The organism is Streptomyces sp. (assembly GCF_031181705.1).
Taxonomy (GTDB): domain Bacteria; phylum Actinomycetota; class Actinomycetes; order Streptomycetales; family Streptomycetaceae; genus Streptomyces.
Map to the genome: position 1 here is coordinate 9,381 of NZ_JAPSKN010000008.1, position 22,536 is coordinate 31,916.

At 71.8% G+C, this 22,536-nt stretch carries 21 protein-coding genes and 2 tRNA genes; 11 read left to right on the forward strand and 12 right to left on the reverse strand.

What is annotated here, in order from left to right; all coding sequences use genetic code 11:
* The first annotated feature begins 231 nt into the window (after positions 1 to 231).
* From RIN80_RS03215 to RIN80_RS03235, 5 genes are all read left to right on the forward strand, one after another.
* On the forward strand, positions 232 to 1,023 hold the full coding sequence (locus RIN80_RS03215) for a hypothetical protein (protein WP_309093919.1): 792 nt from the start codon (positions 232 to 234) through the stop codon (positions 1,021 to 1,023).
* Between the two features lie 134 nt (positions 1,024 to 1,157).
* Complete coding sequence (locus RIN80_RS03220) at positions 1,158 to 1,937, forward strand: HAD-IIA family hydrolase (protein ID WP_309093920.1); 780 nt, start codon at positions 1,158 to 1,160, stop codon at positions 1,935 to 1,937.
* Between the two features lie 123 nt (positions 1,938 to 2,060).
* A complete protein-coding gene (locus tag RIN80_RS03225) occupies positions 2,061 to 2,882 on the forward strand; it encodes a hypothetical protein (RefSeq protein WP_309093921.1) in 822 nt (273 codons plus the stop codon).
* Positions 2,883 to 2,884: 2 nt separating this feature from the next.
* A complete protein-coding gene (locus RIN80_RS03230; protein WP_309093922.1) occupies positions 2,885 to 3,556 on the forward strand; it encodes a class F sortase in 672 nt (223 codons plus the stop codon).
* Between the two features lie 331 nt (positions 3,557 to 3,887).
* Positions 3,888 to 4,928, forward strand: coding sequence for a glycoside hydrolase family 6 protein (locus tag RIN80_RS03235; protein ID WP_309093923.1), 1,041 nt, complete (start codon positions 3,888 to 3,890; stop codon positions 4,926 to 4,928).
* A gap of 79 nt (positions 4,929 to 5,007) precedes the next feature.
* Here the strand turns inward: RIN80_RS03235 and RIN80_RS03240 are convergent, their stop codons facing one another.
* The 4 genes from RIN80_RS03240 to RIN80_RS03255 all read right to left on the reverse strand — a co-directional run bounded on the left by RIN80_RS03240 (position 5,008) and on the right by RIN80_RS03255 (position 10,192).
* Positions 5,008 to 6,948, reverse strand: coding sequence for a kelch motif-containing protein (locus tag RIN80_RS03240; RefSeq protein WP_309093924.1), 1,941 nt, complete (start codon positions 6,946 to 6,948; stop codon positions 5,008 to 5,010).
* Positions 6,945 to 8,942: a glycosyltransferase family 2 protein gene (locus RIN80_RS03245; protein WP_309093925.1), complete on the reverse strand. Its 1,998-nt coding sequence runs from the start codon at positions 8,940 to 8,942 to the stop codon at positions 6,945 to 6,947. Before RIN80_RS03245 ends, RIN80_RS03240 begins: the two co-directional genes overlap by 4 nt.
* Before the next feature lie 324 nt (positions 8,943 to 9,266).
* Entirely contained in the window at positions 9,267 to 9,980 is a 714-nt protein-coding gene (locus RIN80_RS03250) for a FadR/GntR family transcriptional regulator (protein ID WP_309093926.1), read from the reverse strand.
* A 138-nt stretch (positions 9,981 to 10,118) separates the two neighbouring features.
* Positions 10,119 to 10,192, reverse strand: a tRNA-Lys gene (locus tag RIN80_RS03255).
* 199 nt (positions 10,193 to 10,391) lie between these two features.
* On the opposite strand from RIN80_RS03255, the gene RIN80_RS03260 reads away from it, so the two are divergent.
* The 4 genes from RIN80_RS03260 (at position 10,392) to RIN80_RS03275 (ending at position 14,280) form a co-directional block, all read left to right on the forward strand.
* Positions 10,392 to 11,699 (forward strand): peptidoglycan-binding protein, encoded by a 1,308-nt coding sequence (locus RIN80_RS03260; protein WP_309093927.1) that lies wholly within the window; start codon positions 10,392 to 10,394, stop codon positions 11,697 to 11,699.
* A 186-nt stretch (positions 11,700 to 11,885) separates the two neighbouring features.
* Positions 11,886 to 13,007, forward strand: coding sequence for an SPFH domain-containing protein (locus RIN80_RS03265; RefSeq protein WP_309093928.1), 1,122 nt, complete (start codon positions 11,886 to 11,888; stop codon positions 13,005 to 13,007).
* Between the two features lie 101 nt (positions 13,008 to 13,108).
* Positions 13,109 to 13,714, forward strand: a complete 606-nt coding sequence (locus tag RIN80_RS03270) for a lytic polysaccharide monooxygenase (RefSeq protein WP_309093929.1) — start codon at positions 13,109 to 13,111, stop codon at positions 13,712 to 13,714.
* 104 nt (positions 13,715 to 13,818) lie between these two features.
* Entirely contained in the window at positions 13,819 to 14,280 is a 462-nt protein-coding gene (locus RIN80_RS03275; RefSeq protein WP_309093930.1) for a hypothetical protein, read from the forward strand.
* 163 nt (positions 14,281 to 14,443) lie between these two features.
* Here the strand turns inward: RIN80_RS03275 and RIN80_RS03280 are convergent.
* The 8 genes from RIN80_RS03280 to RIN80_RS03315 form a co-directional block, all read right to left on the reverse strand.
* A tRNA-Lys gene (locus RIN80_RS03280) sits at positions 14,444 to 14,517 on the reverse strand.
* A 96-nt stretch (positions 14,518 to 14,613) separates the two neighbouring features.
* Positions 14,614 to 15,372, reverse strand: coding sequence for an IclR family transcriptional regulator C-terminal domain-containing protein (locus RIN80_RS03285; protein WP_309093931.1), 759 nt, complete (start codon positions 15,370 to 15,372; stop codon positions 14,614 to 14,616).
* Positions 15,373 to 15,569: 197 nt separating this feature from the next.
* Positions 15,570 to 16,367 (reverse strand): ectoine/hydroxyectoine ABC transporter ATP-binding protein EhuA, encoded by a 798-nt coding sequence (gene ehuA, locus RIN80_RS03290; RefSeq protein WP_309093932.1) that lies wholly within the window; start codon positions 16,365 to 16,367, stop codon positions 15,570 to 15,572.
* Positions 16,357 to 17,007 carry an ectoine/hydroxyectoine ABC transporter permease subunit EhuD gene (ehuD, locus tag RIN80_RS03295; protein ID WP_309093933.1) on the reverse strand — a complete coding sequence of 217 codons (651 nt, stop codon included), beginning with the start codon at positions 17,005 to 17,007 and terminating at the stop codon, positions 16,357 to 16,359. Before ehuD ends, ehuA begins: the two co-directional genes overlap by 11 nt.
* Positions 17,004 to 17,705: an ectoine/hydroxyectoine ABC transporter permease subunit EhuC gene (gene ehuC, locus RIN80_RS03300; RefSeq protein ID WP_309093934.1), complete on the reverse strand. Its 702-nt coding sequence runs from the start codon at positions 17,703 to 17,705 to the stop codon at positions 17,004 to 17,006. Before ehuC ends, ehuD begins: the two co-directional genes overlap by 4 nt.
* The gene (gene ehuB, locus RIN80_RS03305; RefSeq protein ID WP_309093935.1) at positions 17,702 to 18,643 is read right to left on the reverse strand and encodes an ectoine/hydroxyectoine ABC transporter substrate-binding protein EhuB; all 942 of its coding nucleotides are present in this window, start codon (positions 18,641 to 18,643) and stop codon (positions 17,702 to 17,704) included. Before ehuB ends, ehuC begins: the two co-directional genes overlap by 4 nt.
* A gap of 105 nt (positions 18,644 to 18,748) precedes the next feature.
* Positions 18,749 to 20,152, reverse strand: coding sequence for an amidase (locus RIN80_RS03310; RefSeq protein ID WP_309093977.1), 1,404 nt, complete (start codon positions 20,150 to 20,152; stop codon positions 18,749 to 18,751).
* 26 nt (positions 20,153 to 20,178) lie between these two features.
* A complete protein-coding gene (locus RIN80_RS03315; RefSeq protein ID WP_309093936.1) occupies positions 20,179 to 21,126 on the reverse strand; it encodes a D-2-hydroxyacid dehydrogenase in 948 nt (315 codons plus the stop codon).
* Between the two features lie 196 nt (positions 21,127 to 21,322).
* Here RIN80_RS03315 and RIN80_RS03320 point away from each other — a divergent pair, with 196 nt between their 5' ends.
* Both RIN80_RS03320 and RIN80_RS03325 read left to right on the forward strand, forming a co-directional pair.
* A complete protein-coding gene (locus RIN80_RS03320) occupies positions 21,323 to 21,808 on the forward strand; it encodes a hypothetical protein (RefSeq protein WP_309093978.1) in 486 nt (161 codons plus the stop codon).
* Positions 21,805 to 22,536, forward strand: coding sequence for a decarboxylase (locus RIN80_RS03325; protein WP_309093937.1), 732 nt, complete (start codon positions 21,805 to 21,807; stop codon positions 22,534 to 22,536). The genes RIN80_RS03320 and RIN80_RS03325 overlap by 4 nt, the downstream gene beginning before the upstream one ends.

Sequence of the window (22,536 nt, forward strand, 5' to 3'; positions counted from 1 at the left end):
GGCCTGTCCGCCGGAGCGGGGGATGCGCGGGGTGAGCCCTGGCGGCCGGGGCGGCGCGGCTGGGTGCTGTGCTGGGACCGGTGTTCGGGAGGAGGGCGGGTAAGACGGGTGAAGGCCGGCTCCCGCCGGCCCCGGAGCCGTCCGCCGACCGGGCGGATCCGCGCCGCCGTTCGGGGTGCTTCCCGGCCCGGCCGTCTTCCCTTCGCCGTTTTCCGGCTATGTCACATCATCATGCGACTCTGCACGCCCGCTCGTCTCTGCCTGGCGGCGGCAGCCGCCGCCCTGCTCACGGGTGCTCCCCCGGCGTACGCCGAGGACCCGGCACCCGCCTGTGCCGCGCCCGACGACCACACCTTCCCGCTCACCACCCGCCTGCGCGGCGGGCCGGACGCCTACACGGCCGGGGGCGGGTTCGGGACCTGGTACCTCGACCTGACCAACACCACCGACCGGACCTGCTCCGCCATCCACCCCGTCGTCGTGCTCGTCGACGACCGGCGCGCCCTGGAACCGTCCCAGCCCCGGCTGGAGTTCTTCGAAGGGACCCGCGCCCACCCCGTGCGGTTCGAGAAGACCGGCGAGGACGAACTCGTCGGGGCGTTCACCGGCGAGGAGGACCGCTTCGGCGGGTTCACCGTCGGCCCGGGCAGGACCGTCACCGTGAAGGTCAGGCTCGCGGTCACCTCCGACGCCGCACCCAACGACGTGACCGCCAACGCCGCGGTCGTGCAGCGGCACGACGACGACGGTGACTGGGTCGGACAGTCCAACGACTACCGCTTCCGCATCGAGGACGACGAGCCGCGCACCGACACCGACGCCGACCCCGACACCGGCACCGAGCCGCGCTCCGACGCCGACCCCGATCCCGACCCCGACGCCTCCGTCCCGCCCCGGACGGACCGCTTCCCCTTCGCCGAGGAACTGGCCCGCACCGGTACCGGCGTCCAGATCGCCGCGGCCACCGCTGCCGGGCTGCTCATCGGGGGCGGGATCCTGCTCCTCGTCCGCAGACGCCCCTGACGCACCCCCCGGCAGGAGGGACGGGGACGCCGCGTCCCGCCTGTCGGGACGCGGCCGGCGGCCCATTCCGCAAGATCCCGCCACTGTTTAGGCTGGGTCGCACGCTGGACCGCGTACGGCAGGAGATCCCGCACATGGCAGACCGCAAGCCCATCGAGTCGTGGCTCACCGACATGGACGGTGTGCTCATCCACGAGGGCGTACCGATCCCCGGCGCCGACGCCTTCCTCAAGAAGCTGCGCGAGTCCGGCAGGCCCTTCCTGGTGCTCACCAACAACTCGATGTACACCCCGCGCGACCTGCACGCCCGGCTGAAGCGCATGGGCCTGGACGTGCCGATCGAGAGCATCTGGACCTCGGCGCTGGCCACCGCCCAGTTCCTGGACGACCAGCGGCCGGGCGGCTCGGCGTACGTCATCGGCGAGGCCGGCCTGACCACCGCCCTGCACGACATCGGCTACATCCTCACCGACCACGAGCCGGACTACGTCGTCCTCGGCGAGACCCGCACGTACTCCTTCGAGGCCATGACGAAGGCGGTCCGGCTGATCCTCGGCGGCGCGCGGTTCATCGCCACCAACCCCGACGAGACCGGCCCCTCCACCGAGGGCCCGCTGCCCGCGACCGGCGCGGTGGCCGCGCTGATCACCCAGGCCACCGGCAAGAAGCCGTACTTCGCGGGCAAGCCCAACCCGCTGATGATGCGCACCGGGCTGAACGCCATCGGGGCGCACTCCGAGACCAGCGCGATGATCGGCGACCGCATGGACACCGACGTGCTGGCCGGCATCGAGGCCGGGATGCAGACGTTCCTGGTGCTCACCGGCCTGACCCGGCCCGACCAGGTCGAGGGCTTCCCGTACCGTCCGTCGCAGGTCGTGGACTCGATCGCGGACCTCGTCGAACGGGTCTGACCCCTTCCGGCGGGCGCTCCGCCGCCCTCAAACCCGTCGCCACCCGTACGGAGCAGTCACCGCGTCGCTGCGGATGCGGTGACCGGCCGCGCGGGAGAGGCTCCAGGCATCTGGAGGTTCACGATGGGTTCCCTGAGAGTCACGGTCTGTACGGGTGTCCTGGCCGCGGCCGCCCTGTCGCCGACGGCGTACGCGGCGGACACGGGGGAGAAGGGGGTGAGGGGGAGAGCGGGCAGCGTGTCGGTGTCCCCGGCGACCCCCGCGCCCGGCACGGACGTCACGCTCCGCGTGACCGGCTGCCCCCACCGCACGGCCGTCGCCGTCTCGCCCGCCTTCGTCACGGACGCGCGGCTCACCGTCGCGGACGCCGCGCGCGAACTCACCGGCGAGAGCCGCGTCCGCTCCACGCTCGCAGCGGGCACGTACACCGTGCGGGTCCCGTGCGGGGAGACGGAACGCACCGGCACGTTCACCGTCCGGAAGGGCACCGCCGACGGGCGCCCGGCCCCGCGACCGCCCGCACCCGGGGAGGACGGGCAGCAGCCGGGCCCCGCGAGCGCGGGGCAGGCGCCCGCCCCCGGCACCGGCGACCGGTCCCTCGCGACCGGCACCGACGGTCAGCCCGTCACCCCCGGTGCCGACGGCCAGCCCCTCACCCCCGGGACCGGTGGGCCGCCGTCCGTCCCCCGTGGCGGGCGGTCCGCGCCCCCTGATCCCGGCGCCGAGGGCGACGAGCCGGGGTCCGCCGGGCACCGGCCCGGTGCGCCCGCCTCGCCCGTCGCGCCCGTCCGGGCCGGCGGGGGCGGTGCCGCCGACCTCGTCGCCGCCGAGGAGCGCGGGGCCGGACCCGGTACCGCGCAGGGTGTGACCGGTCTGGTGCTCGCCGGCGTGGCCGCCGTGGTCGTCGCGCTGGGCGGGTTCCGCCGGAGCCGTGGAACGGGCTGACCATGTCCGACCAGGAACGGAGGCACTCGGCGGGCACCGGCCGGCTGCTGGCCGGTATGGCCTGGGTGGTGCTGCTGCTCGGCCTGTGGCTGTGGGGCCGCGAGGTCACCGACGTGCGGCACGGCATATCCGCCCCCACCACGGGCGACATGGCGGCGGCCGGCCGGCCCCCGGACGTCAAGCTGCCCCCGGCCCACCAGCCCCTGACCGACGCGCTGCCGCAGCGCGTCGACATCCCCGGGCTCGGCGTACAGGCCCCCGTCGTGGCACGCGGCCTGGACGCGCGCGGGGCGCTCGACCCGCCGCCCTACGACCAGCCGGGCGTGGTCGGCTGGTACGCCGGCGGGGCGGCGCCCGGGGCACCCGGCACCGCGCTGCTGGTCGGACACGTCGACACCGACACCCGGCCGGCCGTCTTCTACAAGGTCAGCGCCATGCGGCCGGGCCAGACGATCCGGGTGATCCGGGCGGACGCGAAGGTCGCCGAGTTCACCGTGGAGTCGGTCCAGGTCCTCACCCGCGACCGCTTCGACGCCCATCAGGCCTACGGACCCCGCGAGTCGGGGCGGGCCGAGCTGCGGCTGGTCACCTGCGGCGGCAGCTTCGACCGTACGGCACGCAGTTACACGGCGAACGTGGTCGTCTCGGCGTACCTGACCGGAACCGGCCTGTGACGGCCGGCGGTGCCACCCAACCCGGCCGGCGGCCCGCTCCCCCTGAAGCCGCCGGCCGGGCCGGCCTCGACCGCGCGCACGGGCTGCGGGAGTAACCCGGCGAGCTGCGCGGGAGGTCACGGGAGACACGGTGGGTGAATCTCCGGCCGGAGGCCGGGCCCTGCAGGGAAGACTCTAGAACCAAAGGACCGCCCGGGCCTAGAGGTTGGATGACGCCAAGTCCCGGTGCGGTGGCGCTGCGTCATCCGCGCAGGTCGGGTCTGGCCTCGTGGGCGCTGCGGGACGTATGTCAGGATTGAGCCTCACAACGCTGCACCCAAGGGGGAGCTGGATGTACGGCAGCAGGGGGGTCGGGGCACGCGCGGGGAGGCGGGTGTCCGCGGTGGTGCTGGGGGCGGCACTGCTGATCGCGGGATGTTCGGGCGGCGACGGGGGTGACGAGGGCCCGGAGCAGGGCGCCGACGCGGGCGCCGGCATCACCCAGCAGCCGAAGGAGACCGCCCCGTTCTGGGTCAACCCGAACGGTACGGCGGCCCGGCAGGTCGCCGCGCTGGAGAAGGCCGGCAAGAAGCAGGACGCCGAGCAGATCCGCAAGATCGCCGAGCAGCCGGTCGCCGAGTGGGTCGGCCCGGACAACCCCGAGGAGCAGACCCGGGGCTTCACCGAGGCCGCAGACAAGGCCGGCCGTACGGCCCTGCTCGTCCTCTACAACATCCCGCACCGCGACTGCGGCCAGTACTCCCAGGGCGGCGCCGCCGACGGCGACGCCTACCGGGCGTGGCTCGACGGCGTGGCGGCGGGCATCGGAGACCGCCCGGCCACGGTCGTCCTGGAACCGGACGCCCTGCTCCACCTCGTGGACGGCTGCACCCCGGAGCAGTTCCACGAGGAGCGCTACGACCTCCTCAAGGGCGCCGTCGCCAAGCTGAAGGCCCTGAAGAAGACCAGGGTCTACCTGGACGCGGGCAACGCCGGCTGGCAGAACCCCGACCAGATCTTCGAACCGCTGCAGCGCGCGGGCATCGAGCAGGCCGACGGCTTCTCGGTCAACGTCTCCAACTTCTACTCCACCGAGGACTCCATCGCCTACGGCAAGCAGCTCTCCGCCAAGGTGGGCGGCAAGCACTTCGTCATCGACACCAGCCGCAACGGCAAGGGCCCGTACACCGAGGGCAACCCGGACGAGCGCTGGTGCAACCCGCCCGGCCGCGCGCTGGGCGAGACGCCGACCACCAAGACGGCGGACCCGCTGGTCGACGCGTACCTGTGGGTCAAGCGGCCCGGCGAGTCGGACGGCGAGTGCAAGGGCGGCCCGAAGGCCGGCCAGTGGTGGGCGGACTACGCCCTGAAGCTGGCGAAGGCCACCGGCTGACACACCCCGCACGGCCATGCGAAAGGGGCGCCCTCCTGACCGGGGGGCGCCCCTTTCAGCCGTTCCGCGGCCGTTTCCGCTACGGCACCCTGACCCACTGCGCCTTGCTGGGCGTGCCCTCGGCGTCCGTCACGAACAGCATGTACCAGCCCGCCTGGACCAGGTTCCGGTTCTTCGGCACGGTCACCGTCAGCTTGTCGCCGGACGCCTTGAAGTCCAGGGCTATGGAGCGCTGGTCGACGTCCGTGACGTGCGTGGCGGCGCTCGGCCGGATCAGCCGGACCTTGTCGATCCTCGACGCGTCCGACGAGGTGAACGTCCCCGTGCCGCCGCGCTCGATGGTCTGCGGCCCGCCCGACAGCGAGGGCCGGTCGGCGTCGCCGTAGAGGTAGGGCGGGGTGTAGATCTCGATGCGCTGCTCGAACTTGCCCGGCTTGGTGTTGGCCTTGTCGGCGTAGAGCGAGTCCGAGCCGAAGAACATCACGCGGCCGTCGGGCAGCAGGATCGAACCGGAGTGGTAGTTGCGGCCCACCAGCGGGTCGGCGACCCGCCTGAGCTCGTTCTTCTCCGTGTCGTACAGCCGCGCCTCGAAGATGTTGGAGTCGCCGCGGCCCCGGTAGTCCTCCGAGCCGCCGGAGATCAGCACGCTGTCGTCCGGCAGGATCGAGGCGTTCGGGTAGCGGGTTCCCTTGTCCAGGGACGGGCCGTCCACGAAGCGCGGGTCGGGCTTCTTCAGGTCGACGATCCGGGTCTTCTCGCTGGAGCGCTGGGACTCGCCGACGCCACCGCCGCCGATCACCATGTACTTCTCGTCCTGCGCCGGCGGCAGCAGCACCGTGCCCGACGTCTCCATCAGCTTGGGGTCGCTCAGGCCGGGAATCTTCGTGAACTTGTTGGTGTCCACGTCCCACACGCCCGGGTCACGGCCCACGTTGTCCGGCCCGTAGCCCGCGTTGGAGCCCGAGTAGAAGACCTTGCCGTTCTGCATGAGGAACAGCGCCGGGTAGGTCGGGAACTGCCGGACCGTGTCCGTGTAGGTCCACTTCTTGGTCTTCGGGTCGAAGACCTCGTTCTTGCCCGGGACCAGCTGGCCGATGTCGTCCAGGCCGGAGACGCTGAGGATCTTCCCGTCGCTCAGGGTGGTGAGCGTCGGGTACCAGCGGGCCTCCTTCATCGGGTCGACCTTGATGTACTTCTCGGCGACGGGGTCGAACTCGAAGGCGTCCCGGATGCCCTGGAAGTCCTTCTTGTCCAGGGCGAGTTTCTGCGCGATGCCGTAGGTGTTCTTGGCGTCGGCGCCCTTCAGGCCGTGCACGCGGTAGTTGTCCTGCGTGCCCGTCTCGAACTTCTTGCCCCGCTTCTGCGCCTCGACGTAGATCCGGCCGAGGCCCGGGTCGTTGCGCAGGAACCTGCCGGTCGCCTTGTCGAAGACCTTCTTGGCGCGCGGCACCAGCACCGGGTCCTTGGAGACGAACGTCTTGCCGTTCTCCTTGCCCGTGAACTTCGTGCCGGCGGGCAGCGTGATCGGCTTGTCCGGGTTCTCGTTGTGGACGATCATCAGGCCACCGGCCTTGGTGACGTCACCCTTGAGCTTCTCGTACCGCTTGGTGCCGCCCGCGATCAGCAGGTTGCCGTTGGCGAGCTGCGTGTGGCCGGTGCAGAACAGGTCGGCGGGCGTGGGGACCTTCTTGATGGTGCCCTTGAGCGGGTCCCAGATCCGCGTGTCGAACTTCTTCGCGTCGAAGTTGTCCTGGTTGTTGCCCGACCCCGCGACGAGCAGCACCTTGCCGGTGCGCAGCAGCGCCGCGTGGATGGTGTTCTGCCGGTACTCCTCGGGAAACTCGATGATCTCCCACTTGCCGTTGGCGGCCTTGTACTCCGGCTTGTTGATTGTGTACTGGTGGTATTTCTCGGTGCTGAAGCGGTAGAGCCACGGCCCGTTCATCCCGGCCAGCGCGAGTACCACCGCCGTGCCGATCGCGAGTCGACGGGCCCGGCGGCGGCCTGCACGGTCGTTCATTCCTTACGTCCCCCAAGTCCACCAAGGGCGATCTGCATGGTCTGGTCGGTCCCCCCGACCTCCCCGTTCGCGCCGGGGGCGGCCCAACCGGGCCTGTGCTGCGGGGCGTGCGGCGCGGGCTGCTGCGGGACGGGCAGCGGCTGCGTCCGGTGCGGGCCCGCAGAGTCCTGCGGCGGCTCCCCGGAGGGAGCGGCGGGCTTCTTCGCGTCCTGCCTCAGCTGCCAGCGCCAGGCGAAGATCGGCGTGGCCGTGATCAGCATCGCGAAGGTCGCCCAGATGATCATCGCGGGGTGCGAGTGGCCGAAGACGAGGCCGGCCGCGATCGACCCGCCGAAGATCAGGATGAAGTACCAGTGGTAGCGGAACGTCCCGAACCAGCGGTCGGGGCTCGCGGAGTCGCCCTTGGGCGTGACCACGAACTTGCTCTTGCGGCGCAGCGCGGAGTCGATCAGCGCCTTCGCGTACAACGGCGCCGACAGTGCCGACATCACCATGCCGGCCACACCGCCGGAGCCCTCCGGCTCGTGCGGCGAGACGTTGTGGCGGCGGTTCCAGACGTACAGGCCGATCTGCAGGGCGGAGGCGTTGCCGTAGAGCATCAGCCACACGGCCGGGTCGATGTTCACACCCGAGGCGCCCAGGCCCAGGAACAGGCAGCAGCTCAGCGCCGCCAGGATCCAGTTCAGGGCGGACATCGGGTAGAAGATGATCATCATCGTGTAGTTGAAGAGCTTGCTCGGCGGCAGCGAGTACCAGCCCTTCCAGTACTGCTTGAGGATCGTCTCGTACGTCCCGCGCGACCAGCGCATCTGCTGGGTGAAGAAGTCCGTCCAGGCGCTGGGGCCCTCGCCGACGGCGAGCACGTCCGGGGTGTACACCGAGCGCCACTTGTTGCCCGTCGCCGGGTTCTTGTGGCGGTGGATCTCGAAGCCGGTGGCCATGTCCTCGGTGATCGAGTCGTACAGGCCGCCGATCTGCTTGAGCGCCTTGATGCGCACCGCGTTGGACGTGCCGACGAACATCGGGGCGCCGTAGCGGTTGCCCGCGCGCTGGATCAGCGCGTGGAAGAGGAACTGCTGCGACTCGGCGGCCTTGGTGACGAACGAGTCGTAGTTGCCGTAGACCTGCGGGCCGATGACGAAGCCGACGTCCGGGTCGCGGAAGAAGCCGAGCATCCGCTCCAGGTAGTTGGGCAGCGGCACGTGGTCGGTGTCGACCGAGGCGAAGAAGTCGTAGTCGTCGCCGTGCGCCTCCAGCCAGGCGTTGTAGTTGCCGTGCTTGGTCTTGGCGCGGTGCGGGCCCTTGGCCTGGTTCCACTTCGCGACGCCCTTGCGGGAGAAGTGGTGCACGCCGAGGCGCTCGCAGACCGCCTTCACCTCGGGGTCGTCGCCCTCGTCCAGCAGCCAGACGTGCATCAGCCCCCGGTGGCGGATCTTCACCGCCGCCTCCAGGGTCTTCGTCACCATCTCCAGCGGCTCCTTGCCGGGCACGAAGGAGGTGAGGAAGGCCACTCTCGTACCGACCTCGGGCACCACCGGGATCGGGTCGCGGGCGACCAGCGTGGCGTGCGCGTTGGACAGCACGTTCATGCAGCGGAAGAACTCGATCAGGCCGATCGAGACGAGCATCACCATGTCGAGCGCCGGCAGCCAGTCGAAGGCCGGGTAGTCGCGCTCGGTCCAGTGCTCGGGCTGGAGCAGCCAGAACAGCAGCACCAGCGACAGCACCGGGGCCGCCGCCAGCATCAGGGCGACCCGGATGCGGTGCGGCTCCTGTGAGATGAGCGAGCGGTACTGCACCTTGTACGGCTTGCTCGGATCGGGCTGGGTGAGGGGTCCCGCGAGCCGGCTGTAGTGCTCGTAGTCGTATCTCGGCAGCGTCTTCTTGATCCGCCGGAACGTCCCCGTGGTGCTCATCCGGTGAGACGGCACCCTCAGCTGGGTGGTCTGTGACGGGTCGTGGTCCTGCCGGGCACCCGTGGGCCTCGACGTCATGAGTCATCCCCCCACACGCGGATCGCCGCGTGTTTCGTCGCTTCCTACCGTCTGCTGCGGTCCCCCTCGACCTTCACAGACGTATCAGTGGTGGGTCGCAGTCACCACGTCATCCACACCCTATAGACATGGCAACGCGACCTTCCGGTTGCATGATGCCCCCCACGGCATCGCTTCACGAACGGGGCCCCTACCCCCGCCCGGTCCGCAACCGGTATCACATCCCCCCAACTGCCACGAAACCGCAGCATCTTGAAAAACCAGAAATCCAGGGTTCTACGGCGTTCGTCATGATCGCAAGACGCGAAACGCGGTGTTTACCGGTCATACGTGTTCATTGTGGCGCTTGTGGGGACCCTGTGGAGTCGTTGTGGACAGGCGGGCACGGATGTTGCCGAAGTGCTCCCTTATGGCCTCCTCCGCCCGCATCGCGTCGCCGGACCGCACCGCGTCCAGGATCTCCCGGTGCTGCCGGCAGGTCACCTTCGGGTCCTGGGGCACGCCCCCGAGGTCCGTCCTGACCCGGTGGAAGGCGTCCCAGAACGCCTCCAGCACCTCGCTCAGCAGCACGTTGTCCAGCCCCCGGTAGAGGGTGGCGTGGAACGCGCGGTCGGTCTCGGCGAGGCCGGCTCCCTGCGCGGCCTGCTCTTCCATACGGCCGACCAGCGCGTCCAGTTCAACGAGGTCGTCCTGCGGGATCCGCCCCGCGAGCCGGGAGGCCAGACCGGTCTCCACGGCCTCGCGCAGTTCGAGCAGCTGGAGCAGCGAGTCCTCGCCCCGGTAGTGCCCGGCGACCGTGCGGAAGGCGAGGCCCTCGATCATCGGGGCCAGGGACATCGGGCCGACGTAGGTGCCGAAGCCGTGCCGGATCTCGACGATGCCCATCGCCTGGAGCGCCTTCAGTGCCTCGCGGACCGAGTTCCGGCTCGCGCCGAGGTACTCCATCAGCTCGGGCTCGGTCGGCAGCGGGGCCCCGGAGGCCAGCCGGCGGTCGATGATGAGCTTCTTGATCCGCTCCTGGAGGTCACGCGCTGCCATGGCGAGAGGGTATCCGGCCAAACGTGCGGTGGCCCCGGTTCCGGCCAGAGAAAAGTTCCGGCCAGGGGGGAACCCCGGACGCACGGCTGTCCGGACACGCAGGAAGGCCCCTCGTCTCCGAGGGGCCTTCCTGGTCGGTGCGCCGCCAGGGACTCGAACCCCGGACCCGCTGATTAAGAGTCAGCTGCTCTAACCAACTGAGCTAGCGGCGCGCGCTGACGTCGTAACTCTACAGGACGCGCCGAGGTGCTCCGGACCACTCCGCCGGGCCCGCGGGGTCTCCGGGGAGGGGGGCGCGTACATCATTCGGACCGTCAGCATGCGCGTGCGGAAGACAGTTGCGAAACTGGCGACGCGCGCCCGGACGTCCACGGGCACCGCATTTTCCGCCGGAAGTGTGAGGGGAATCGCATGGAGTCTCCGGTATTCGAGGAATTCGACCCCGCGAGCGACTGCGACTGCCCCGGCTGTGTCCACTGGCGCCGCGTCCTTCCGCATTCCCGGGCCGGCCGGGGAACCGCCCACCCGGCCGCCCACCGGGCCCTCGCCCTCGCGGCCGTGGCGTCCGCCGCGCTCGGCGCGGGACACGCCGCACCGGCTGCGGCCGCCCCGCCGCACGCCCCCCACCGGCCGGGTGTTCCCGCAGGTGAGGAGCCCGACACTCCCCAGGGGGACAGGGCTCCGCTGCACGGCCCGGCCGGCCGTCCGGCACTGCCGCGCAAACCCTCGGCCATCACCCGCGCGGAGATCATCGACCGGGCGGAGACCTGGGTCGCCGCGAAGGTGCCGTACAGCATGACCGCCTACTGGTCCGACGGTTACCGGCAGGACTGCTCGGGTTATGTCTCCATGGCCTGGAAACTGCCCGGGAACGAATGGACGGGCAGCCTCGCCCAGTACGCGGATCCCATTTCCAAGGAGGAACTCCAGCCGGGCGACATTCTGCTGTTCCACAACGCGGCCGCCCCCGAGAGCGGGTCGCACGTCACGATCTTCGGCGGCTGGACGGACGACACGCACCGCCACTACACGGCCTACGAGCAGACCCGCCCGCACACCCGCCGGCAGTCCACCCCGTACGCCTACTGGAGCGACTCCGACCGGTACGTCCCCTACCGGTACAAGGGCGTCACGGCCGGGGAGCCGGCCCCGGAGCCGGGCGGCGGCAAGCCGGGCGCCCCGGCGGCCACGCCGTTCCCGGGGGCGGCGTATTTCGGCCCCGGCGCGCACAACAAGTACGTGACGCTGCTCGGCCGCATGCTCGTCGCGCGTGGAGCCGGGGCCTCCTACGCCTCGGGCCCGGGGCCGCGCTGGACGGACGCGGACCGGCGGGCGACCCGGGCCTTTCAGCTGGCGCAGGGCTGGACGGGCGCCGACGCGGACGGGCTGCCCGGCCCGCGTACCTGGGAACTGCTGGTCACCGGCGAGGGCAAGGACGTCAGAGGCGGGGTGGTGGGGCCGCCGCCGTCCTCCCACGGCGTCCCGGGCTACCCGGGGCGGGCGGCGTTCCGGCCCGGCGCCGACAACGTGTACGTCACCCGACTCGGCAGGCAGCTGGTGCGGAAGGGGTTCGGCAGGTTCTACGCGGTCGGGCCGGGGCCGCGCTGGAGCGAGGCGGACCGGCGGGCCGTGGAGGCGTTCCAGCGCACCCAGGGCTGGCGGGGCGGCGCGGCCGACGGCTACCCGGGGCCGGAGACCTGGCGGCGCCTCTTCTCGTAGGCCGGCGGAGGGGCCCCGCACACCCGGGCCGACCCGGCCGGCCTCGAACGCCGGTCGCGGCCCCCACCCCGGCCGACCTGGCCGGATCCGACCCCCGGCCGGTCCGTGAGGCCCGCACCCGCCGGGCCCGCCCGGCACCGGGGACCACCCGTTGTGACGCATCTGGCGCGGAGGCTGGAGGCACGCATGAGTACGACCACGTCCCACCCGTCCGGACCCGACGGACCCGCCGAGGGTCCGGTCAGGCCCGCCCGGCTCATCCAGAACGAGGCCACCACCGAGATCCCCGTCCACCTGCTGTTCCGCGACGACCCCGACCCGGCCACGGTGGCGCTGCGGCCCGCGGTGGTCGGCCGCAGGCAGGGCACGGGCGAGCAGCCCCGGCCGCGGCGCGCGGCCACCGCGGCGCCGCGGCCCGTGCCGCAGCTCGACCCCGACCTGGCGGAGCGGCCCGCGCGGGTGCTGCCCGGGGCGGTCGGCGTGCTGGCCGGGACGTGCGGGGCGGCCGGGTGTGCGGCCGCCTCCTGGTGGGCCGGGCTGCTGCCGCCACTCGTCGTGGAGGCGCTGCGGCTGCCCGCGCAGGCCGGGGCCGGGCTCGGCCCCGCGCAGTGGGCGGCGTACGCGGCTGCCGGCGCGCTCGGCCTGTTCGGCTTCGGCGGTCTGGCCCGGGGCCGAACCGGCCGGGCCTGGGTGCTGGATCTGTTCGGCCGCTACCGGGGGACCGTCCGGCGTTCCGGACTGCTGTGGGTCAACCCGCTGCTGCTGCGCCGCCGGGTGGACGTACGGCTGCGGCACTGGCGCGGTGAGCCGCTGCCGGCCGCCGACGGGAGCGGGGTCGCGCTGCGGGTGGTCGTCCAGGTGGTGTGGCGGGTGCGGGACACCGCGCGGGCCACGCTGGGTGTCGAGGATCACGAGTCGTATCTGCGCGAGTGCGTGGAGGCCGCCCTGGCCCGGGTGCCGGTGGAGACGCCGGGCGGGGCGAAGGGGTCGGGCGACGCGGCGGCCGAGGCCCTGACCCGGCTGGTGGCGTCGGACGCCGCCCCGGTCGGCCTTGAGGTGTTCTCCGTGCAGCCGCTCCGCGTGGAGTACGCACCCGAGGTCGCGGCCGCGATGCACCGCCGCCGGATCGCCGCCCTGGACGCCCGGCACCGGGCGAGCGTGCTCACCTCGGTCGTGGACTCGGTGGAGGACACGGTGACCCGGCTGACCATGCGGGGGCTGGTCGAACTCGACGACTACGAGCGCAAGGTGCTGGTGAAGGACCTGACGGTGGCGTTCTGCGCGGGCCGCGGGGAAACAACTCCGTGATTGGTATGGACATGTTCAACTCACGGTCATACTCTCAGACTTGGTCTAGACCTACCTGCACGCCTCAGTGAAACTCCCCCACGTTCTCCAGGAGCGGCAGCATGCGCACAAGGACCAAGTTGTCCGCACTCGCGGTGGGACTGGCCACGACCGGAGCCCTCGTACTCTCCTCCGGCGGTGCCAGTGGCCACGGCTACACCGACCTCCCCATCAGCCGGCAGAAGCTCTGTCAGAACGGCACCGTGACCAACTGCGGTTCCATCCAGTGGGAGCCGCAGAGCGTCGAGGGGCCGAAGGGCTTCCCGGCCTCCGGACCGGCCGACGGGCAGATATGCAACGGCGGCGTCAGTCACTTCAGCCAGCTCAGCGCACCCCGTACGCCGTCGGGCGGCGCGTGGCCCGCCACGCAGGTGACGGGTGGTCAGAACTACACGTTCCGCTGGCAGTTCACGGCCATGCACGCCACGACCGACTTCAAGTACTACATCACCAAGCCGGGCTGGAACCAGAACCACAACCTGTCCCGGTCCGACCTGAACCTCACGCCGTTCTTCACGGTGCCGTACAACGGGCAGCGGCCCCCGCAGACCCTCTCCCACACGGGCAGGCTGCCGTCCGGGCTCAGCGGCCGGCACGTCATCGTCGCGGTGTGGACGATCGCCGACACGGCCAACGCGTTCTACGCCTGCTCGGACGTCACCTTCTGAACCTCTGAGGTTCTCTTGAGTCACCGCCGCGGCCGGCGTGGGTAGGTTCCTCCCACGCCGGCCGCTCGGGGCCGGCGCACCGGTCTCGGGGGTGCGCGCTGGACGTGATCCGCTACGTCGTGCCCGCCCTGGTCATGCTGCCGCCGGTCTGCATGGCCTGCCGCGCGGTGCGGCGCTGGCTGCGGCTGCGGGGCGCCTGGAACAGCGGGCTGACGGCCGAGGGCCGGTGCCTCGGGGTGTATCCGGCGGGGCGGGGTGGGCTCCACCACGTGTACGAGTTCATCGCGCGTGACGGCCGGGTGATCCGCTTCGAGGAGGACGGCGGCCCCGCGGCGACCGTCGAGGGCGATTACGTCATGGTCCGCTACACCAGCGGCCGCCGGGTCGTGGCCACGGCCCTGGTGCCGAGCCGGGCGAGGCGGGCGATGACCGCGGTCGGCGTCCTCGCGTTCCTCGCCGTGGTCGTCGTGTTCTGCGCCAGTCTCGTCACCGTCTACGCCCAGGCCACGGGCCCGTACGCCGACCTCGTCTCCGGTGTCGACCAGGGGACGTCCGTGCCGCCCTGACCCCTGGTCCCGAACACGTCGAAGGGCCCCTCGCTCCCACGAGAGGCCCTTCGGCAGGGGGTGTGGGTGGCGGAGCCCCCACACCGCGCGGCGAAGCCGCGCAATGACAGAGATGGCGAGGTGGTTCGCGCTTTTCTGCGAACACGCCTCGCCATCGTCACCGTGCGCCGCCAGGGACTCGAACCCCGGACCCGCTGATTAAGAGTCAGCTGCTCTAACCAACTGAGCTAGCGGCGCATGACTCCCGCCAACCGCTGGAACCGTGTTCCGCGGCGGGCGACGCAGAAAATACTACCCGGTCCGAAGGGGTGCTCCGGACCGCCCGGCCAGGCCCTAGATCGCCATGGACAGCAGGAGGGGCGCGGCGTTGCGGTTGAGGGTGTCCGCGGCCTGGCGCAGGCGGTGGGCGTGCTCGATGGGCAGGGACAGGGCCAGGCAGCCGACGGAGGAGCCGGCCGTGATCGGGACGGCCGCGCAGACCGTGCCGACCGCGTACTCCTGGAGGTCCAGCACGGGCACGGTCGGCGGCTGGGCCTCCAGCCGGGACAGCAGCAGCCGGTCGCTGGTGATGGTCCGCGAGGTGAGGCGGGCCATCTTGTGCCGGGCGAGGTGGTCGCGGCGGCCCGCGTGGTCGAGCTGGGTGAGCAGGCTCTTGCCGATGGCGGTGGCGTGGGCCGAGGAGCGGAAGTCGACCCACTCGTTGACCTTGGGGGTGGCCGGGCTGTCGGCGTACTGGGTGACGCTGATCTCGCCGTCGACGTAGCGGCTCATGTAGACGGCGGCGCCGACCGAGTCGCGCAGCCGGTCCAGGGTCTGCTGGAGCTTGTCGCGCAGGGCCTGCTCGCGCCGGCGGGCGGAGGTGAGACGGGCCAGGGTCTCGCCGGTGACGTAGGCGCCGTCGGTGATCTGCTCGACGTAGCCCTCGCGGCGCAGCATGCGCAGGAGCGTGGTCAGTCGCTCCTGGCCGATGCCGGTGCGCCGGGCGAGCTCGGCGTCGGTGACGCCCGAACTGTTTCGCGCCACCGTCTCCAGGACGCGCAGCGCTTCCTGGGCCGAGTGGTGCGGGGTGGTCGGCTCGTGCTTCAGCGCCACGGTGGTCTCCCCCTGCGCTTGCTGTAGGGCCGTAATCCGGTCAGTGAACCGTGTCCAGGTTAACCGGCAAAGCCGCTGCGGGGAGCGGGGGTTGACAGGATTCCCGGGCATCCGAACTGGGGCAATGGCACTCTGGCATATGCCAGACGCATGCCCCAGTCCGGCGGCTCGGCGTTCTGCCTGTTCACGGGTCGTAGTCAGAGCACTGCGCTGAGGAATTCCCGGGTGCGGTTCCTCTCCGGCTCACTGAAGATCCTCTCCGGTGGTCCGGCCTCGATGATCCGGCCTGAATCGAACATCAGCACCTGATCGGAGATGTCCCGGGCGAAATGCATCTCATGGGTCACGCAGAGCATCGTGATGTCCGTGGAGCGGGCGATGTCCCTGAGCACGTCGAGCACGCCCGCGACCAGCTCCGGGTCGAGTGCGGAGGTCACCTCGTCCAGGAGCAGCACCTTCGGGCGCATCGCCAGCGCCCGGGCGATCGCGACCCGCTGCTGCTGGCCGCCGGACAGCTGCGCCGGGTGCTTGTCGAGGTGGTCGGTCAGCCCGACCAGCTCCAGCAGCTCGCGCGCCCGCTCCTCGGCGGCGTCCTTGGACAGGCCGAGGACCGTGACCGGCGCCTCGGTGATGTTGCGCAGGACCGTCATGTTCGGGAACAGGTTGAACTGCTGGAACACCATCCCGATCTTCTTGCGGACCTCGCGGACCTGCTTCTCGGGCGCCGGGAACAGCCGCTCCCCGTCCACGGTGATCACGCCCTCGTCGGGCTTGGTCAGCGTCATCAGCAGCCGCAGGATCGTGGTCTTGCCGGAACCGGACGGGCCGATCAGCGTCACGTGCTTGCCGGCGTCCACGGAGAAGTCCAGGTGGTCCAGGACCGTGTGGTCGCCGAAGCGCTTGGTGACCTGCTCCAGCCGGATCAGCTCGCCGCCGCTCCCGGCCGGGTTCTTCCCGGGGTTCGTGCCGGGTTCGGGGAGGGTGTCAGTGGACAAGGCGTCGCTCCAGGGCTCGCAGGGCAAGGGAGGCCAGATAGGAAATGACGATGAAGGCCACGCCGATCACCGTCAGCGGCTCGGTGAACCGGAAGTGCTCCTGGGAGAACAGGCGCGCGTGACCGAGCATCTCCAGGACGGTGATCGCCATCAGCAGCGGCGTGTCCTTGAGCATGGCGATGACGTAGTTGCCGAGCGCGGGCACCACCCGGCGCACCGCCTGCGGCAGGATCACCGCGGTCCACGTCCGGCGCAGCGGCAGGTTCAGCGCCGTCGCCGCCTCCCACTGGCCGGCCGGCACGGCCTCGATGCCGGCCCGGTAGACCTGCATGGTGTACGTCGAGTAGTGCAGCCCGATGGCGAAGACACCGGTGGCCAACGCCGAGAAGGTCAGGCCCCACTCGGGCAGCACGTAGAAGAGGAAGAACAGCTGCACCAGCAGCGGGGTGTTGCGGACGAACTCCGTCACCGCCCCCACCGGCCAGGCCACCCAGCGCGTCGGCACCCGCGTCAGCAGCGCCCAGACCAGGCCCAGCACGAACGAGATCAGCGAGCCGAGCACCAGGATCTGCAGGGTGACCAGCAGGCCTTCCCAGAAGTCGGGCATGAAGTCGGAGACCGCGCTCCAGTCCCAGTTCATCGGACCGCCTCCACCACGACCGGCTCGGCAGCCCTGGTCTTGTCGGCGGGCGCCGTGCCGACGCCCGCTTTGAGCTTCTTCTCCAGGGAGCGCATGACCCGGGTGAGCAGGAAGGCGATCACGAAGTAGAGGAGCAGGACGTACGTGTAGATCTCCGCGCTCTCCTGCAGCGCCAGACGCACCAGGTTGCCGCTGAACGCCAGGTCGCCCATGCCCATGACCGACACCAGGGCGGTGCCCTTGAGCAGCTCGATCAGCAGGTTGGAGAACGGCGGGATCATCTCCGGCACCGCCTGCGGCAGCAGGATCAGCCGCATCCGCTGCCAGGGCGTGAAGCTGAGCGCGATCCCGCCCTCCTGCTGCGCCGGGTCGACCGCGGTCAGCGCGCCGCGCACGATCTCCGAGCCGTAGGCCCCGTAGGTCAGGCCGAGGGCCAGCGTGCCCGCCCACAGCGGCACCAGCTGCCAGCCGAAGGCCGGGGGCAGCACGAAGAACACCCAGAAGATCATCACCAGTGCCGAGGTCCCGCGGAACACCTCGGTGTAGAAGCCCGCGAGGAAACGGACGATCCACAGCCGGTGGGTGCGCGCGACGCCGACGACGAAGGACACCGCCGCGGCCAGCAGCGCGCTGCAGACGAGCAGCTGGATCGTGACCCAGACGCCCTTGAGTACCAGTTCCCAGAGTCCCGAGGTCATCCGCCGCACAGCTCCTTCGCGGTCAGATCCGTCATCTCGGCCTCCGTGAAACCGAACGGCCGGAGGACGCGGAGGAGTTCACCGCTCCTCTTGAGCTTGCGCAGCTCCGCGTTGAAGGCGTCGCGCAGCTTCGTCTCGGTCGGCCGGAAGGCGAAGGCGCCCCCGTCGACGTGCGGCTTGCCGCCCACGATCGGCTTGAACGGCTCCGTGGCCTGCGCCCTGGCGGACTTCTTCACCACCTCGCGCACGGTGAGCGCCGTGCCGGCGAACACGTCCACGCGCCCGGCCTCGACGGCGTTCAGTCCCGCCACCTGGTCCGGGACGATGAGGATGTCGCCCTCCTCGTAGCCCGCCTCGACGGCGTACTGGATCTCGGCGTAGCCGGTCCCGGTGGCGAACTTCGCCTTCTTCTCGACGACGTCCTGGTAGGAGCGCAGTCCCTTGGGGTTGCCCTTGCGGACGATGAACGCGTCGAGCATCTGGTAGTCCGGGTCGGCGAAGATGACCTGTGCGCAGCGCTCGGGGTTGACGTACATCCCGGCGGCGACGACGTCGAACTGCTGGGAGTTCAGGCCCGGGATGAGCGAGCCGAACTCGGTCGGTACGGGCTGGACCCGGGCGACGCCGAGGCGCTTGAAGATCACCTCGGCCAGTTCCGGTGCCTCCCCGGTCAGCTCGCCGTTCTCGTCGATGAAGCCGAACGGGATCTCGCCGGCGATGCCGAGACGGACGACGCCCGCCGCCCGGAGGCGGTCGAGGAGGTCGCCGCCCTCGACGTCCGAGGCGGTCGCGACCCGGCTGCATCCGGCCGCGCCCAGCGTGCCGAGCGCCGCGACCCCCGCGAGCAGCGACCGGCGGGTGGGTCCGGAGCCGGGCCGGGACAGGTGTTCCGGACTTCTGTGTGGGCTTTTGTGTGGGCTTCTCTCTGGTGGAGCCATGGGCGCGCGGCTACCCGAGCGCCTTCTGGTCATGCCGCTCTTCGCAAGTCCCCCACCTCCCCTCCGGCTGCCCTTGACCGGGGACGGCGGGGGAGACGCTGAGCTTCAGGAGGGCGCAGGCCGGCTGCCCGGTGCCGCCCCGGCCTCGTACAGCGCGTGGGCCGCCCGCAGCACCAATGCGTCCCGGTGCCGGGCGGCCACGAGCTGCAGACCGACCGGCAGCCCGTCCCCGTCGAAGCCGACCGGCACGCTCGCGGCGGGCTGCTGCGTCATGTTGAACGGGTACGTGAACGGCGTCCAGCCCGTCCAGCGCCGGTGGCCGGACCCCTTCGGCACCTCGGCGCCCGCCTCGAACGCCGTGATCGGCAGGGTCGGCGTGACGAGCAGGTCGTAGGTGTCGTGGAAACGGCCCATGCGCCGACCGAGGTCCATCCGGACGTCCACCGCGGCCAGATAGTCCAGCGCCGAGTACCTCGCGCCCCGCGCGCTGATCTCCCGCAGGCCCGGGTCGAGCAGCTCCCGCTGGTGCGGCGCGAGGCGCTGGGTGACCCGCGCGGCCCCGCTGAACCACAGGGTGTGGAAGGCCTCCACGGGGTCGGTGAGGTCCGGGTCGGTCTCCGTGACGTACGCGCCGAGCTCCGCCAGCCGCTCCACCGCCCGCCGCACCGCCGCCGCCACCGCCGGCCGCACCGCCACCTGCCCGCCCAGCGTCGGCGAGTACGCCACCCGCAGCCCGCGCACCCCGCCGGCCAGGCCCTCCGCGTACGAGCCGGGCGGCGGGGCGAGCGCCGACCAGTCGCGCGAGTCCGGGTGCCCGATGACGTCCAGCAGCAGGGCCGCGTCCGCCGCGTCCCGGGTCATCGGCCCCACGTGCGCCAGCGTGCCGAAGGCGCTCGCCGGGTACAGCGGCACGCGTCCGTAGGTCGGCTTCAGCGCGAAGATGCCGCAGAAGGAGGCCGGGATGCGGACGCTGCCCCCGCCGTCCGTGCCCAGCGACAGCGGCCCCGCGCCCAGCGCCACGGCCGCCGCGCTGCCGCCGCTCGAACCGCCCGCCGTGCGCGAGGGGTCGTGGGGGTTGCGGGTCACACCGCTCAGCGGCGAGTCCGTCACTCCCTTCCAGCCGTACTCGGGGGTCGTCGTCTTGCCGAGGAACACCGCCCCGTGCTCCCGCAGCCGGGCCACGGACGGGGCGTCCTCGTCCCAGCGCCCCGCCGGATCCACCGCCGTCGAGCCGCGCAGGGTCGGTGCCCCGCGCAGCAGCAGGATGTCCTTCACCGTGACGGGCACCCCGTCCAGCAGCCCCCGTGGCTCACCGCGCCGCCAGCGCTCCTGCGACTCCCGGGCCCGCTCCAGCGCGTCCTCGGCGGTCAGCCGGACGAAGGCGTTCACCTCCGGCTGGATCGACTCGGCCCGCTGCAGCGCCGCCCGGGCCGCCTCCACGGGACTGAACTCGCCCGTGCGGTACCCGTCGAGCAGTCGTACGGCCGTCAGCTCGGTCAGCTCGGTCAGCTCGGTCATCCACCCTCCCAGGAACGTCAGTGTCCGGGTACGTACCCACGCCGCTTGTCGACCACGTTCCGCAACGGCTCGCCGGACGACCAGAGTTCGTACAGCTCCACGAACTGGGCGCCGAGTTCGTCGCGCCAGCCGACGGTGTCGCCGCTCATGTGCGGGGACACGATCAGGCCCGGGGCCCGCCAGAGCGGGCTGTCCGCGGGCAGGGGTTCGGTCTCGAAGACGTCCAGGGCGGCACCCGCGATCCAGCGCTTGTGCAGGGCCTCGGCGAGGGCGTCCTCGACGACGAGCGCCCCGCGGCCGATGTTGACGAACCGGGCGGACGGCTGCATCACGCCGAAGCGGCGGGCGTCGAACATCCCGCGCGTCTGCTCGGTGAGCGGCGCGGCGGCGATCACCCAGTCGGCGCGCGACAGCAGCCGGTCCAGGTCCTCCGGGCCGTGCACGCCGGAGCGCGCGGCCCGGCCGACCAGCGCGGTGGTGATGCCCAGCGCCTTCAGCGTGCGCACGATCGCCCGGCCGATCGGCCCGGACCCGACCACGACGGCCCGGCTCCCGGCCACCCTGCGCGTCTCGCGGTGCCGCCAGGTCCGCTCCCGCTGGAGCTCCAGCGTGCGCGGCAGGTCCTTGGCCATGGCCAGCACGAGTGCGGCGACGTACTCGGCGATCGGCTCATCGAAGACGCCGCGGGCGTTGGTCACGACCGTGTCGGAGGCGGCCAGTTCCGGACACATCAGATGGTCCACCCCGGCGCTCGCGGTGTGCACCCAGCGCGGGCGCGGACCCGCGCCCGGCCAGGCGTCCCGGACGGCGCGCGAGGTGAAATCCCACACCAGGAGCACATCCGCGCGCGGGAGGCGCTCCGCGAGCCCCGCCGCGTCGGTGTGTTCGATACGCGCGCGGCCGGTGAGGCGGCCGAGGCGGGGGAGGGGGTCGGCGTCCAGGACGAGCAGGGTGGGAGTGGGCATGAGCAGCCGTTTCTCCAGCCGTTCGGCGGGGCCGGGGACCGCGCGGGGCCGCCGGTGACGACGAGTACACCCGGGGTCGGCCGAGGGGTGATCCGGGCGGATTGACCACGCTCGCACCCGAACCTACCGGCGTCAACACGGGGCGTTCCCGCGCCGAGTCGCCTGCCTGTCGCCCAGCGTGAAACCGGTGCCCGCCATGGACGTCTCCCTTCTCCGCGGACCCGGCCCGCGGCGCGGGGTCGGCGTCGTCGCCCCCTTCGGCTTCGCCCTCGACCGCGAGCTGTGGCGCCGGGTCCCGTACGGCCTCTGTCTGCGCGTGACGCGCACGCCCTACGGGCCGGTCGAGGTGAGCGACGATCTCGCCCGCCTGGTCAGCGAGCACGAGACGCTGTGCGAGGCGATGGGCCGGGCCGGGGCCGTCCCCGCGATCACCACCTCCGGGGCGCTGCTGGAGGCCTTGGCCGAGCTGGACGTACGCCGGGTGGCGCCGGTGACGCCGTACACGGTGATCTCGGCCAACCAAGTGACGATGTGGGCGGCGCTGCGCCGACTGGGTACCCGTGCGGTGGGACCGTACCAAGCGCCGGTCGATCCGGCGGCGCGTTCCGGTCCCGTACCGCCGGGGGCGGACCCCGGTCCCGTAGTGCCGGAAGAAGAGCAGCAGCAGGAAGGCTGGACATGACAGCACTGGGATTCCTCTACCCGGGCCACTCCGCCGAGGACGACTATCCCCGCATCGAGCAGTTGCTGGGCAGCGACATCCGGGTGGACCTGGTGCACACCGACCTCGGTGAGGACGCGCACCGGGCGGACGCGCTGCTGGAGACGGGCTCCGCGGGACGGCTGGCGACGGGCGTGCAGGAACTGCGGCACGCCGGCGCGGAGGCGGTCGTCTGGGCGTGCACCAGCGGCAGCTTCGTGCACGGCTGGGACGGCGCCCAGGAGCAGGTCCGCACGCTCGCCGTGGCGGCCGGCATGCCCGCCTCCTCGACGTCCTTCGCGTTCGTGCACGCGGTACGGGAACTGGGGGTGCGGCGGGTCGCGATCGGCGCGACGTACCCGGAGGACGTGGCGCAGCTCTTCGCGCAGTTCCTGCGCTCGGACGGCGTCGACATCGTGTCGGTCAGCAGCTCGGGCGTCATCGCGGCGGCCGAGGTGGCCACGTGGGGCGAGCCGGAAGTCCTCGCCCTGGCGCGGAACTCCGACCACCCCGACGCCGAGGCGCTCCTCCTGCCCGACACGGCCCTGCACACGGCGGCCCACATCCCGGCTCTGGAGAAGGAACTGGGCAAGCCGGTCCTCACCGCCAACCAGGTCACGGTCTGGGAGGCCCTCCGGCTGGCCGACCGCCGGGTCAACGCCCCGGAGCTGGGCGCGCTGTTCACGCGGGAGCCGATCGTGCAGGCATGA